Annotated in this window: 8 protein-coding genes; 4 read left to right on the forward strand and 4 right to left on the reverse strand. The window is 76.2% G+C overall.

Going from position 1 to position 13849, the window contains the following annotated elements; all coding sequences use genetic code 11:
* Nucleotides 1-56: 56 nt before the first annotated feature.
* Both PUR71_RS04695 and PUR71_RS04700 read left to right on the forward strand, forming a co-directional pair.
* Nucleotides 57-284, forward strand: coding sequence for a hypothetical protein (locus PUR71_RS04695; protein ID WP_329925035.1), 228 nt, complete (start codon nucleotides 57-59; stop codon nucleotides 282-284).
* On the forward strand, nucleotides 281-673 hold the full coding sequence (locus tag PUR71_RS04700) for an effector-associated constant component EACC1 (protein ID WP_329925036.1): 393 nt from the start codon (nucleotides 281-283) through the stop codon (nucleotides 671-673). The genes PUR71_RS04695 and PUR71_RS04700 overlap by 4 nt, the downstream gene beginning before the upstream one ends.
* 163 nt (nucleotides 674-836) lie before the next feature.
* Here the strand turns inward: PUR71_RS04700 and PUR71_RS04705 are convergent, their stop codons facing one another.
* The 4 genes from PUR71_RS04705 to PUR71_RS04720 form a co-directional block, all read right to left on the reverse strand.
* A complete protein-coding gene (locus PUR71_RS04705; protein ID WP_329925054.1) occupies nucleotides 837-1490 on the reverse strand; it encodes a LuxR C-terminal-related transcriptional regulator in 654 nt (217 codons plus the stop codon).
* 392 nt (nucleotides 1491-1882) lie between these two features.
* A complete protein-coding gene (locus PUR71_RS04710; protein WP_329925037.1) occupies nucleotides 1883-4783 on the reverse strand; it encodes a helix-turn-helix transcriptional regulator in 2901 nt (966 codons plus the stop codon).
* Between the two features lie 3 nt (nucleotides 4784-4786).
* Entirely contained in the window at nucleotides 4787-7990 is a 3204-nt protein-coding gene (locus PUR71_RS04715; protein WP_329925038.1) for a helix-turn-helix transcriptional regulator, read from the reverse strand.
* Between the two features lie 74 nt (nucleotides 7991-8064).
* On the reverse strand, nucleotides 8065-10929 hold the full coding sequence (locus tag PUR71_RS04720) for a LuxR family transcriptional regulator (protein WP_329925039.1): 2865 nt from the start codon (nucleotides 10927-10929) through the stop codon (nucleotides 8065-8067).
* A 389-nt stretch (nucleotides 10930-11318) separates the two neighbouring features.
* Here PUR71_RS04720 and PUR71_RS04725 point away from each other — a divergent pair, with 389 nt between their 5' ends.
* Both PUR71_RS04725 and PUR71_RS04730 read left to right on the forward strand, forming a co-directional pair.
* On the forward strand, nucleotides 11319-12704 hold the full coding sequence (locus PUR71_RS04725; protein WP_329925040.1) for a glycosyltransferase: 1386 nt from the start codon (nucleotides 11319-11321) through the stop codon (nucleotides 12702-12704).
* A gap of 60 nt (nucleotides 12705-12764) precedes the next feature.
* On the forward strand, nucleotides 12765-13823 hold the full coding sequence (locus PUR71_RS04730) for a DegT/DnrJ/EryC1/StrS family aminotransferase (RefSeq protein ID WP_329925041.1): 1059 nt from the start codon (nucleotides 12765-12767) through the stop codon (nucleotides 13821-13823).
* Nucleotides 13824-13849: the final 26 nt, after the last annotated feature.

Genomic DNA, 13849 nt, shown 5'->3' on the forward strand with positions numbered 1-13849 from the left:
CGACGGCGGACGACGACGACAGCGACGACCATGAACGACGACTCGAAGGGAACGACATGGCGTACCGCTACTGGTGCGGCGAGTGCGGCTACCGCACACCCTGGCTCGCGGAGCCACGGGCCGAGGAACAGCAGATCGACCACTACACGAGACGGCACCCGGGGGTGCCACCCGGCGGCACGGTGGAGGTCAACCGCAAGAGCCCGCAGGGTTCGTCCGGCTGCGCGGCCCTCCTCGGCGTCCTGGTCCTGCTTCTCGTGCTGGCCGCGTCGTGCCGCCGTTGAGCGCGGGACGCGCCGAGGTGTCGGTCTCGGATCCGGGCGAGCTGCGCCCGCTGCGCAAGCACCTGCGCCGGGTCCCGGGGCTGGAGGTCGAGGAGACCGACGCGGCCGCGGCCGCCGGGAGGACCGGGGCGGCTTGCGCGCTCCGGGTGCTGGCCGTCGGCCGCGGCGCCCTCGGACGGGCGGTGCGGACGCTGCCCGCCTTCCTCCGCACCCGCCGTGGCGCCGTCTCCGTCACCGTCCGGACCCTGGACTGGACGGTGACCCTGCACCCCGAGCGTTCCACCGCCGGCGGGCCCACCGTCACGGAACTCGCCGCCGCCCTCCGCGCGCTGAGGGCCGCGCGGGACGCACGGGAGGAGGCACGGGAGGCACGGGACGCACGGGCGTGAACGCGGGCAGTGCCCGCCCGGTGAGTGCGGCCCGGGCGGGACGGGCGGGACGGGCGGGACGGGCGGGACGGGGCCGGGGACGGGGCGGAGAACGCGGACGGCGGGGCGCGGCCGGCGGCCCGGCCTCGCCCCGCCGTCCGCGGGCGGTGCTCCTGCGGTGCCGCTACTTCACGAAGCTCTCCACGACCTTCGGCGGCCAGACGCCGACCTTGAGGGCGCCCATCGAGTAGGCGCGGGAGACGAGCGCGGCGCGGTTCGGGACCCGCAACTTCCGCAGCAGGCAGGTGACGTGGTATTCGACGCCCTGGCGGCTGAGGTAGAGCCGGGCGGCGAGCGGGACGGTGGAGACGCCGGCCGCGATGCCCTCCAGGATCCGGGCGTCGATCTCGCTGAGGAGCTTCTTGCGACCGGCGACGATCTCGGACTCGCCCGCCTCGCCGTCGCGGTTGGGCATCATCACCATGATCGAGGACTCGTCGGGCAGGCCGCCGCGGACCATCACGGCGGTGAGCGGGACGGTGAACGTCTCCTCGTCCGGGCCTATCGCTATGACATCGGTGGCGAAGCGGTCCCGGCGGCCCTCGATGAGGCCGGAGAACTGGCGCAGCAGGGGCTGGTGGACGCTCGGGTGGACGAGCTCGCTGAACGTCCGGCCGCAGAGCTCGGACGAGGAACGTCCGAACTGCCAGAAGAAGGCCTCGTTGGCCTGCCGGATGGTGAGGGTGCGGTCGAGCTGGGCCATGTTGAGGCCGGCCTGATCGGTGACGGGACGGGTTTGCGGCGCCGCGTCGTGACCTGGCTCTCGATCGCACACGATGGTCCGAGCGGTATCGGCCAGGGCGGAAGAGGAGATGACCACGGCAGTCGGATCCCTTCGGGGGCGCGTGTGCGGTTCTGATTCCCGCGCAGAATCCCGGCCTTTTCTTTCGAGGCGGACTGACTCGAACGGCCTGATTCGCGGTGAACTCTGCTTCGACTCTAGGGACCGCCGATCCGGCAGGTCAACGGCGTCCGGGCTGGTCCGGTCCAATTCTGTGGGCGTACGGCCGGTGGTTCGGTGTGGGGTCGGGGGGTTCGGCCGGTCGTTCGGTACGGTGCACGTCCTCGCAGGTCAGAGCTGGTTCGGTGAGGTTCGGTCAGGGTTCGGCGAGCATGAGTTCGATTCCTTGGGTGACCGGTCGAACGGGCTTTCCGGCGTGGTCGTCCGGATCAGACACGAACAGTCGGTTCCGCCTCGCACAGAACCGTCACAAGTTCCCGGCGGCCGGAAATACCGAGCTTGCGATAGGAATTCGTCAAATGTTTCTCCACGGCCCGTGCGCTCACCCGCAATTCGGCCGCGATCTCCTGGTTCGTCAGACCGTGCCCGACGAGGTCCGCCACGCGGCGCTCGGACGGGGTCAGCACCACGTCCACCGGCACCCCGGACTCGCGTCCGGGCGCGGTCGCGGGCCGGTCGTCGGACCAGCCGGCGCCGCACGCGGCGGCCAGCCGGGCGGCCTCCCTGCGCACCGCGGCCGCCTCGGCCCCGCCGCCGAGACGGCGGCCCAGATCCCGCAGCGCGCGGGCGCGTTCGAGCTCGTCGGCCGAGCGCCGCAGCACCTCGACCGACTCCCGCAGCAGGTCGACGGCCCGGGCGCCGCCCGCCAGGGCCGCCTGGAGCCGCAGGGCGCGGCCCAGCGCCACCGGGGCTCCCCACGCCTCGGCGCGGGCGAGCTCCTCGGTGATCAGCGCCCTGGCGGCGAAGGCGTCGCCGAGCTGGCGGGCCAGCCCGACCGCCCACGGGCGCCACGGGAAGAGCACCGGGTTGCGCCAGCCCGCGGACTCCAGCTCACGGCCGCAGGCGAGGACGGTGTCCAGGGCGGCGGACGGGTCGCCGCGGTGCGCCTGCTGACGGGCGCGCAGCAGTCCGAGCATCGCCGCGGGGGCCGCGCCGGTGGGCCAGCGCCGGTCCGCGTCGGCCAGCACCTTGGTGCCGAGCGGCAGGTCACGGGCCGCGAGCGCGACTGCGGCGAGGGCCGCCGTGGCGAGGCCGTCGCCCTCGGGCCCACCGGCCTCGGCACGCAGCCGGGCGCGCTCGGCGTGCTCCCGCGCGAGGCCGAGCCGGCCACGGGCGAGGTGGACGAGGGCCTGCTCGGCGTGGCCCGGCGCGGAGTCCTCGGCCGGACCGGCCGGATGCCGCCCCCGCTCGCCCGCCGAGAGCCAGGACTCCAGCGCTCCCGGGGCGTCCGCGCCGACCAGCGTGGTCACCAGCAGCGGCACGACGGAGTGCGGGCTGCGGACGGTGGCCGGCTCGCGTTCGAGGATCCGCTCGGCCAGCCCGGCCAGTTCGCCGGCCGGACGGCCCGCGCCGAGCGTGGCCGCGTGCAGGAGGACCGCCAGCAGTTCGCGCTCGCCGCGCGAGCACACCGCCGGCTCCATGACGCCGAGGCGGCCGATGGAGTCGGCGAGCCGGGCGGGGTCGCGGCAGTCCGCGTGGCGCAGCCGGGCCTCCAGTCGCAGCGCGGCCTCGCGGGCGGCGCCGTCGAGGGTGTCCGGGTCGCCGAGCTCGCCGGCGACCCGGCGCAGCAGGGCGGCCGAAGCCGGGCTGGCGGCGCGCAGGAAGTTGGCCGGCAGCTGGAGCGCGGCGGCGGCGCGCTCCCGGGCGGTGGCGAGCAGCGGGATCGCCTGGGCGATGTGCCGCTCACACGCGGCCCGGTCGAAGGGCCGCTCGGCGACGGCCAGTTCGACCAGCAGGCGGGCGCGCTCGGGATCGCCGTCGGGGACGTCCAGCAGCGCGCGGCGCAGGTAGCGGGCGGCCAGGACGGCTTCCCCGCGGCGCAGCGCGGTGTCGGCGGCGCCGCGCAGGACCGCGCCCGACCACGGGTGCCGGGAGGCGGCGACGGCCATCAGCTGCGCCGCGACCTCCTCGGCCGGACGCCCCGCGTCGTACAGGACGGCGGCGGCGCCCTCGTGACGGCGCTGGCGCTCCCCGGCGCTCATCGAGGCCTCGACGGCGTCCCGGACGACGGGGTGGACGAAGGCGGCGCGGTGCGGGTCGGGCAGCAGGCCGAGGTGGTGCAGGGCTCGCAGGGCGGCGGCGCAGCCGACCGGGTCCAGGCCGGCGAGGCGCCCGGCGGGCGCGGTGTCGCCGGGCTCGCCGAGGGTGGCGATCGCGGCGGCGAGGTCACGCACGGGCGTGCTCTGGGTGCGCAGGCAGGTCACGATGCGGTCGCGCAGGCGTCCGGGGCGCAGGGTGCGGGCGGTCTCGGCGTGGGCGGCGGTCGGGCGGGCGGTGGAGGCGGCGAGGACGTCGAGCAGGGAGACCAGGAAGAGCGGGTTTCCGGCGGCGGCCCGGTGGCAGGCGTCGGCGAACTCGGCCTCGGCGAACTCGGCGTCGGCGAACTCAGCGTCGGCGAACTCAGCGTCGGCGGTGGCTTGCGCTCTGGCGGGATCCGCTTCCGCGGTGTCCGGGTGGGCCGGGTCGGTGAAGCGGTCGCGGACCAGGGCCCGGGTGGCGGTGGGCGACAGCGCCGTGAGCCGCAGTTCGCGCGCGGTGTCGGCCACCTCGCGGACCAGCGGGTGCCACGAGCCCTCATCGCCGTCGCGCAGCGTGCAGACCACGACGACGCGCAGGCCCTCGAGGCGGGCGGTGAGGTGGGCCAGCCAGCGCAGCGACGGGCCGTCGGCCCACTGGAGGTCGTCGACGAGCAGCAACAGGGGCGTGTCGGCGCTGAGTTCGGCGAGCAGGCGGCGCAGGTCGGCGAGGACGGTGGCGGCCGGCCCGGCGCCGGCGGGGTCCTGCGCACCGAGGACGTGATCGTCGAGGACCGTGCGGGCCGCCCCGGCGCGAGCGAGCCACCGCTCCCGGGCGTCGGCGGGCAGGACGGTGAGGAGGCTGTCGAACAGCTGGCGGACGACACCGAACGCGAAGTCCTGCTCCATCGGGGCGGCGTCCGCCCGCAGGACGCGCACGCGGAGCCCGTCGGCCCGGCCGGGCAGCGCGCGCAGTAAGGCCGAGCGTCCGATGCCGAACGGACCGGTGAGCAGCAGGTGCGACGAGCGGCCCCCGTCGGCGTCGCACAGGGCCCGGCGTACCGCGGCGAGTTCGGTGTCCCGGTCGTGGAGCATCGTTCAGTGTCCTTCCATGGCCAGGACCAGCGCCCGCAGTTCGGGGCGGCCGTGGATGCCGAGCTTGGCGTAGGCCCGTTTGAGCCGGAGTTCGACGGCGCGGCTGGAGACGGCCAGCAGCGCGGCGATGTCCCGGTTGCTGTGGCCCCGGCCCGCCAGTTCGGCGGTGTGCCGCTCGGTGGGCGTGAGGCTGTCCCAGCGCGGGTCAGCGGGGTGGACGACGCGGTGGTCCAGGGTCCCGGCCAGGTCGCGGGCGCGGGACGCCATCGGGCCGGCCGGGTGCCTCGCCGTCAGCACGCAGAGCTCGGCGAGGGAACGCTCGGCGGCATGCCGGTCGCCGCCCTCGGCGAGCTCGACGGCGGCGAGCTCGGCGAGCGCCCGAACGTAGCCGGGGCCGGCCGCGCCGGAGCGCAGCGCGTCCGTGGCGGCCGAGCGGATCCCGGCCAGCCGGCCGGGCCGGTCCGCCACCCGCTGGGCGCTCAGCTCGGCCCAGCCGATCGCGATCGGGGCGCCCCAGCGGCGGGCCAGCCGCAGCTCCTGCTCGCTCAGGCGGACGGCCTCGTCCGGATCGCCCAGGGCGTGGTGGGCCAGTGCCGCGACCGAACGCCACGGCAGCAGCGCCGGGTTGAGCCGGTGCCGGCTGAGCAGCCGTCGGCCGCACTCCCGCAGGAGCTCGACGGCCTCGGCCGGGCGGCCCGAACCGAGCGCGACGGTGGCCCGCGCGAACAGCAGGTGCGCCCAGTGCTCGCTCGCCTCGGCTCCCGCGGGCAGCGCAGCCACCGCCCGTTCGCGGGCACGCTCGCGGCGGCCGCTCTCGAGGTCGACGAGGATCCCGACGGCACGGAGGTACGGCGCGACGGCGTCGGGCCGGCCGAGCAGGCGCAGCGCCCGCTCGCCCTCGGCGACGTCACGGTCCGCGGGCTCCAACCGGCCGCGCCGCAGGTTGAGTTCGGCCCGGAGGGCGAGTACGTGCGGGGCGGCCAGGCGCAGCCTGTTGCCGGACAGACTGCGTAGGAGACGGTCCAGGCCCGCTTGCGCCTCGTCGTTGGCGTCGGCGAGGCACAGCGTCCGGCAGGCGGCCAGCCACGGCTGGACGAGCGGGCCGTCGCAGGCGTCGTCCCCCGCGGAGCCGGCCGCGGCGAGAGCTGTCCTCGCGAGCGCACCGGCGAGGTCGAGCCGACGGCCGCCGACGGCGAGCTGCCAGGCCCGCACCGCCGCCTGAGCGGGCACCGTCGGACACGCCGGCAGCTGCGGCAGCTCGGGCAGCGGCAGGGCGGACTCGCCGTCGTCGGAAGGGTCGGCGCACCAGAAGAGCGCGAGCAGCTCGTCGTGGTACGGCTCCTCCGGCCGGGGCAGCGTCTCGGCGACGGCCCGCCGCACGACGGTGGCGGCGCCCCCGGTGATCCCGAGGTCGGCGGCGCGGACGCGCAGGGCGGGGGTCGGGGTGGATGGGGTCGTGGGGGTGACGGAGCGGGGGCGGGGGACGGCGTCGGGGGCCGGGGGGTACGGGGGCGAGTCCGCGTCAGTGGCGTGCGGGAGCCCGGAGGTGAGCGCCGGATACGGGTTCGCCTCGGCGGCAGCCGCGTACGAACCCGAGGCGGAGCCGGCGGGGGCAGCGTACGAACCGGCGGCGGAGCCGGCGGGGGCAGCGTACGAACCGGCGGCGGACCCGACGGCGGCGGGGCGGCGGAGGATGGCGTCCAGGGTGTGGTCGCCGGCTTCGGGTTCGGCGATCAGGTGGGTGGCGGCGAGTTCGAGGGTGAGGCGGGCGTGGTCGGCGGGGGCCGGGTGCTCGGCGAGGGCGCGGCCGAGCAGGGCCGCGGCATGCCGCTGGTTCTGGCGCTGGGCGGCGGCCTCGGCCGCGGTCCGCAGGGCCCGGACCGCCCAGGGGTGACCGGCGGGGCCCGCGCCGAGGAGCAGCGCGGCCACCGCGAGGTCGTCCGCGGCGGCCCGGTGGGCCAGTTCCGCCGCCCGGGTGTGCAGCTCGGCGCGCTCGGCCGCCGTCGCCGCGGCCAGGACGCGGGAGCGCATCGCAGGGACGAGCAGCGGCTCGAGGCCGGGGCCGGTGACGACGCCGGGCAGCTCGGCGAGGACGGCGCGCAGCCGGGTCTCGTTCAGGGTGTCGAGGCCGGCGAGGAGGCACGTGAGCGGGAAGTCGAGGAGGTCGCCGCAGACGGCCAGCGCCCGCACCACGGCCACGACCTCGGCGCTCTGCCCGCGCAGCGCCCGCATCAGGTGGTCGCCGGTCACGGTGCCGCCGAGGGCGGCGAGTTCGGGCACCCGGGCGAGGACGGGGTGGTGGCCGTCGCCGGCGAAGCGCCGCAGGATGTCGTCCAGGACCTCGGGGTGTCCGGCGGAGATCCGGCCCGCCGCCGTGACGAACCCCTCCTCCCCCGGTCCGCCGCAGGCCCGCCGAACGGCGCGGGCGACGTCGGTGCCGTCCAGCGGTCCGAGGGCGAGCCGGTGCACGGTGGCCGTGCCGGAGGTCCCGGTCAGCAGGTCGTACCAGTCGGGGTCGGGTGTTCCGAGGCGGCTGCCGCCGCACAGGAGGACGAGCGGGACGCCGGCCCAGCGCCGGGACAGCGCGCCCAGCCAGTGCAGGGAGCCGGCGTCGAGCCACTGGGCGTCCTCCAGGGCGAGGACGGTCGGCCGCGCCCTGGCGGCGGCCAGCACCTCGGCGAGGCCGGCGAGCGGACCGGCAAGGGGGCGGTCGTGCGGTCCGTCGAGGGAGCCGAGCCACTGGGCGACGGCCCCGAGGGCCAGTGCGGACTCGGCGTGGGCGGCGCGGGCCCGCAGGACCCGCAGCCCGGCCCGCTCCGCGCGGGTGGCGCCCCACCGGACCAGCGCGTTCTGCCCGTAGCCGGGGGCACCGGTGACGGCCAGGACGACCGGGCGGGCGGCGGCCGTGGCGGGAGCGAAGGCCTCGTCGAGGACGGAGGCGAGGAAGGCCCGCTCGCGCTGCCGCCCGCTCGCGTCCCACGTCCCGGGTCCGGTACCGGAGCGTGCGGGAGCGGCGTCGGGAGCGGGTGCCGGGAGGGCGGCCCCGGTTCTCTCCGACCGATCGGCGAAGCGCGTGTCCTCAGCGGCCTCGCCCTGGGGCGGCACCCGGGGTTCGTCCGGGGTCCCGGGCCTGGCCGGCCGGGCGTCCAACGGGGTCGCCGTGGGGTCGCAGGTCTCGCCCCACGGGCTCACAGGAACGTCGTTCATCCAGCTCACCCGGGTCTCGGGCTCCCTTGCCGTATGAGGTGCGCCGGGTCGGCGCGGTGTGGACGTGGTGGTCGTCAGCCGGTCGGCCCGCCGGCCGGGGGCGGTTCTTCGGCGGCCCGGACGGTGCCGCGGCGGGCGCCGCCCAGGGCGGGTGCGAGTCCGTCCCGGCGGGTGACGCCGAGTTTGCGGTAGACGCTGGTCAGGTGGGACTCGACGGTGCGCACGGTGACGAAGAGGGCGCTGGCGATCTGCCGGTTGCTCGCGCCGTCGACGGCGAGGCCGGCGACTCTGAGTTCGGCGCCGGTGAGCAGGTCGGCGGCGGAGGTGGCGACTTCGGGCATGCGGCCGCCGGCGGTGATCAGCAGGCGGCGCGCGGCCCTGGCGAGGGCGAGGGCGCCGCAGCCGCCGGCGAGGGCGGTGGCGGCCCGCAGGTGTTCGCGGGCGCCGGCCGGGTCGCCCGCGAGGAGGAGGGCGCGGCCGAGGCTGAACCCGGCCCGTGCGTGCTCGGCCCGGGCGGGCGAGGCGGCGAGGAGGTGGACGGCCTCGGCGAGGCGCTCGAGGCCGGCCCGGCCGGGGGTGACGGCGCCCTCGGCGAGGGCGGCGAGGCCGAGGGCGCGCGCGGTGCCCCAGCGGGCGGCGAGTTCGGCGCCGTGCTCGGCGAGGGCGCGGCCCTCGGTGGGGCGACGGACGGCGGCGAGGACGAGGCAGGAGTCGGCCCACCAGGGCGCGAAGACGGGGTTGGTGACGCCCGCTTCGTGCTGGACGCGGCCGCAGGCCCGCAGCAGTCGAAGGGCCTCGTCGGCGTCCCCGTAGGCCCAGCGGGCGCGGCCGCGGGCGAGCAGGTAGAGCTGCTCCTCCAAGCCGGTGCCGCCGGCTTCGGAGCGGTCGGCGCCGGCCAGCAGCGCCTCCGCCCGCTGCGCCTCGCCGCGGTCGACGAGGATGGCGGCGAGGACGGCGCGGGGGGCCGTCAGGCAGGCGTCCGAGCCGGCCGCCCCGAAGTCGTCGATGGCGGCTCGGACGGTCGCCTCGGCTTCGGCGACGGCGCCGGCGCGGTGCAGCACGAGGGCGCGGCCGGTGCGGGCGAGGGTGCCGGCCCACGGACCGGCACCGCGTACGGCGCGGTCGAGGGCGGCGGTCGCGGCGTCCGTCTCGTCGGCGAGGGCGAGCGCGGCCGCGGCGGTGATCAGCGGCCAGCCGGGGCAGGAGGGGCCGGCGGCGGCGACGGCGCGGCGGGCGGCCGCGACGGCGAGTTCGCGGGAGTGCCCGGCGAGGGCGGCGCGCAGGCCTGCGAGGGCCTGTTCCCGGACGTTGGCGGCGTCGTCGCGGGCCACGGTGAAGGCGGTGGCGCCGGGCACGGGGACGGTGGCCACGGCCGCCGCCCGGCTGCGCCCGGTGACGAGCAGGGCGGTGCGGACCTGCCAGCGCAGGCGGGGGCCCCAGCTGCCGTCCGGTCCGTCGAGGGCCCGTTCGAGGGCCTCGGCGAGTTCGGCCCGGTGGGTCGGCGTGAGCGGTACGGCGAGGCAGGCCATGGCGCACTCGACGGCGATCCGGGCCCGGTCGGCGGGGTCGGCGGCCAGGGCGAGGGCGGCGCGGAACATCGGGACGGCGGCGAGCGGGTCGGTCTGGGCGAGGGCGACGGCCAGGCGCAGGCGCAGGCGGTCGTCCTCGGGGGTGGTGTCCAGGGCGCGGTGGAGGTAGCCGGCGGCGAGGGCGAAGGCACCCCGCTGCTCGGCGGCGGTGGCGGCGTCGCACAGGACGGCGGCCATCCACGGCTGCGGGATGCCGGGGACCTCCATCAGGTGTCGGGCGACCTGTTCGGCCGGGCAGCCCGCGTCGCTGAGTAACAGGGCTGCCCTGGCGTGCAGTTCGGCGATCCCACGGCCGTCGCCCGGGGGGAGGAGGGCGGTGCGCGCGGCCGGGTGGACGTCGTCGTCGGGGCCGAGCGCGCCGCACTGCCGCAGCATCGCGACGGTCTCGTCGGCGCGGGGACCGGGGACGCCGGCGAGGGCGGCGACGAGGTCGGTGCGGGCGGTGCCGAGCACCGCGATGGCGGCCGCGGCGGCGCGGACGGTCGCGGGTGCGGCGTCGAGCGCGGCGCGCACGGCGCGGGCGAGGGTGCGGGCGCCGAGTTCGGCGACGCGGTCGGCGCCGGCGGTGTCCGGTCCGTGGCCGAGGGCGGCCAGTTCGTCGAGGACGTGGAGGGTGGTGCGCGGGTTGCCGCCGCACACCCCGGCGAGGCGGTCGACGAACGCGGGCTCGACCTCGGCGGGCGACCAGCGGCCGACGAGCCCGGCGACGGCGGTGCGGTCGAGCGGGGCGAGCGGCAACTGGCTGACGAACGGATCGGTGGTGAGGTCGAGCCAGGCCGCGGGGGCGGCCGGGCGGGCGCCGTCGCGGCGGGCGAGGGCGACGAGCAGCGGGAGCCCGGCCGAGCGCCGGAGCAGGAAGTCCAGCCAGCGCAGGGTGTGTTCGTCGCAGGCCTCGGCGTCGTCGAGGGCGAGGACGAGCGGACGGTCCGTCATGAGGCGTGCCGCGGAGCGGTAGAGGGCGTGGAAGACCGGGCAGGCGTCCGCGGGGTCGAAGGCACGGGTGTCCATCGGTCCGGGCAGGTGTGCGGCCAGGGCCTCGCCGCCCGATGTCCCGTCACCTGAGGGGGTGCCACCCGCGGCGAACAGGGCGCGCAGGCCCGAGTAGCCCGTGCCGTCGGGCCGTTCGCCGTGCAGGACGAGCGCGCCGTGCCGGGCGGATTCCGCCCGCAGCTCGGCGAGCAGCCGGGTTTTCCCGATTCCGGCCGGGCCGGTCAGGACGACGCAGCCGGCGTTCCCGCGGCGGCCGGCCCCGGCGTGTCCGGAAAGCGCCGCCAGTTCACCTGCGCGACCGATAATGTTCCCCTGGTCGGGAATTCCTGCCGTAGGCAGCACGGAACCTTCAACCCCCAAGCGCGGACGATACCGCTATTCCGACACCACGCCCGGACCGCAGGACAATTGCGGTTGACAGGTGCAACAGTACCCCGGGTCATACGATCAAATATGTATGGGACCCGTCAAGAACGGCACGGGTGCCCGAACGACTTCCGGCCGCGGCGGCGCCGTCGCGCCGTCCCTGCCGGTGGCCGTCCTCCCCCTCGGCCCACGGCCGCGTCCCCCAAGGAATGTTGAAGCTCCCGTTGGTTTGTCTTTACCACCGGGCCCCGGCCCAAACCCGCGCACACCCGGACGATCGGGCCGGGCCGCGGGCCGGCCCGGGGCAGGACTAAGGAATTCCCGGCGCGGGGCGTGAGACCAAGGTGGGGTGCACCCCAGCCGTCCCGCCCCGAGGGAGTCCGATGACCGCCCCGCAGCGTCCGATCCTGTTCGTCAGCCTGCCGGAGAGCGGACTGCTCAACCCGCTGCTGGTGCTGGCCGGTGAGCTGGCCCGCCGGGGCGTGCCGGATCTCTGGTTCGCCACCGACGAGCCCCGGCGCGCCGACGTGCTGGCCCTCGCCGACGAGTCGGCGGTGGAGTTCGCCTCGCTCGGCGAGGTGTTCTCCGAGCTGTCCGCCGTCAGCTGGAGCGACGAGGTCTACCGCGAGGTGACCCAGCCGGACCGCTTCCGCGCCCACCGGGCCGTCATCCACCAGTCCTACCGGCCCGATCTGCAGGCCGAGAAATACCGCCGGCTCGCGGCCGTGGTCGACAAGTGCAATCCGGCCCTGATGGTCATCGACTGCGTCAGCTCCTTCGCCATCGACCTCGCCCTGACCCGGGGCATACCGTTCGTACTCAGCGTACCGTTCCTGCCCAGCAATGTGCTCACCTCGCACAGCCCATTCGGCAGCTCGTACACGCCCAAGGATTTCCCCGTCCCGCATTCCGGCCTGCCGTACCCGATGAGTTTCGGCCAGCGCCTGGCCAACCGGCTGTTCAAGCTGCGCACGCTCGCGCTCTTCTTCAACCCGGCCATGGGGAAGGTGCTTTCCGAGGACGCCCGGCTGCGCAAGGAACTCGGGCTGCCCAAGCCCAGCCCGATGACCCGGATCGACCGGGCCGAAATGGTCCTGTGCAATTCCGTGCGGGAGCTCGACTACCCGTTCGAGGTGCCGGAGAAGGTCAAGCTGGTCGGCGCGATGGTGCCGCCGCTGCCGGAGTCCACGCGGGCCGCGGACGACACCGGCGTGATGGACTGGCTCGACGCGCAGTCCTCGGTCGTCTACATGGGTTTCGGCACGATCACCCGGCTGACCCGGCCCCAGGTGGCCGCGCTCGTCGAGGTGGCCCGCCGGTTGGACGGACGCCACCAGGTGCTGTGGCGGCTGCCGGCCGAGCAGCAGCACCTGCTCCCGCCGCAGGACCGACTCCCGGGCAACCTGCGGATCGAGAGCTGGCTGCCGTCCCAGCTGGACGTGCTGGCGCACCCCAAGGTCGGGGTGTTCTTCACCCACGGCGGCGGCAACGGCTTCCACGAGGGCGTGTACTTCGGCAAGCCGCTCGTGGTGCGTCCGCTGTGGGTGGACTGCTACGACCAGGCCGTCCGCGGCCGGGACTTCGGGATCAGCCTGACCCTGGACCGCCCGCAGGACCTCGACCCGGCCGATGTCGTCGACAAGCTCACCCGTGTGCTCGGCGACGGTTCCTTCCGCGAGCGCGCCGAGCGCATCGGCGCCCTGCAGCGCGCCGCCGGCGGCCGCACGACCGCGGCGGACCTGCTGCTCGGCCTTCCCGCCCTCGCCTGACCCCCTCTGCAACGCCCGTCCCGCGCACCCCCCGACCCACTCCCGAGCGAGGACCCCTTCATGCCCTTCACCATCCCCGTGTCCCGGCCCAGCCTGGACGGGCGCGAGCTGGAGTACGTCACGAGCACGATCGGCGACGGCTGGATCTCCTCCCAGGGCCCGTACGTCCGGCGCTTCGAGCGGGCCTTCGCCGACTACAACGGCTCCGCCCACGGCGTGGCCTGTTCCTCCGGCACGGCGGCGCTCACGCTGGCGCTGCGTGCCCTCGGCGTGGGCCCCGGCGACGAGGTGATCGTCCCCGAGTTCACGATGATCGCCACCGCCTGGGCGGTCACCTACACCGGCGCGACCCCGGTGTTCGTCGACTGCGCGGACGACCTGAACATCGACGTCGCGCGGATCGAGGAGAAGATCACCCCGCGCACCAAGGTGATCATGCCGGTGCACGTCTACGGCCGGCGCTGCGACATGGCGGCCGTCCTGGACATCGCGCACCAGTACAACCTGCGCGTCGTCGAGGACTCGGCCGAGGCCCACGGCATCCGCCCCACCGGCGACATCGCGTGCTACTCGCTGTTCGCCAACAAGATCATCACGGCCGGCGAGGGCGGCATCTGCCTCACCGACGACCCCCGCCTGGCCGCCCAGCTGGACCACCTGCGCGCCATGGCCTTCACCACCGACCACAGCTTCGTCCACAAGAAGCTCGCCTACAACTTCCGCATGACGGCCATGCAGGCCGCCGTCGCCCTCGCCCAGACCGAGCGCCTCGACGCGATCCTCGCCACCCGACGCGAGATCGAGCAGCGCTACGACCAGGGCCTCAAGGACGTCCCCGGGATCACCCTCATGCCGCCCCGCGACGTGCTGTGGATGTACGACCTGCGGGCCGAACGCCGCGCCGAGCTGCGCGAGTTCCTCGCCGCCGAGGGGATCGAGACCCGGCTGTTCTTCCAGCCGATGAGCCGTCAGCCCGGCTACGCCGACCCGGCCTGGCCCGGCCTCAACGCGGCCCGCTTCGCCGCCGACGGCCTCTACCTGCCCACCTACACCGACCTGACCCCCGCCGACCAGGACCGCGTGATCGGCGCGGTCCGCGCGTTCTACGGCGCGTCCTGAACCGGCCCGCCGGAGGAGATCCGAAC

Origin of the sequence: Streptomyces sp. SP17BM10 (assembly GCF_036322405.1) — a bacterium.
GTDB lineage: Bacteria > Actinomycetota > Actinomycetes > Streptomycetales > Streptomycetaceae > Kitasatospora.

What these genes read in the sequence shown, in the direction of transcription:
- PUR71_RS04695 (WP_329925035.1), top strand. Translation starts at nt 57, where the DNA reads ATGGCGTACCGCTACTGGTGCGGCGAGTGCGGCTACCGCACACCCTGG.
- PUR71_RS04710 (WP_329925037.1), bottom strand. Translation starts at nt 4,783, where the DNA reads ATGCTCCACGACCGGGACACCGAACTCGCCGCGGTACGCCGGGCCCTG.
- PUR71_RS04715 (WP_329925038.1), bottom strand. Translation starts at nt 7,990, where the DNA reads ATGAACGACGTTCCTGTGAGCCCGTGGGGCGAGACCTGCGACCCCACG.
- PUR71_RS04725 (WP_329925040.1), top strand. Translation starts at nt 11,319, where the DNA reads ATGACCGCCCCGCAGCGTCCGATCCTGTTCGTCAGCCTGCCGGAGAGC.
- PUR71_RS04730 (WP_329925041.1), top strand. Translation starts at nt 12,765, where the DNA reads ATGCCCTTCACCATCCCCGTGTCCCGGCCCAGCCTGGACGGGCGCGAG.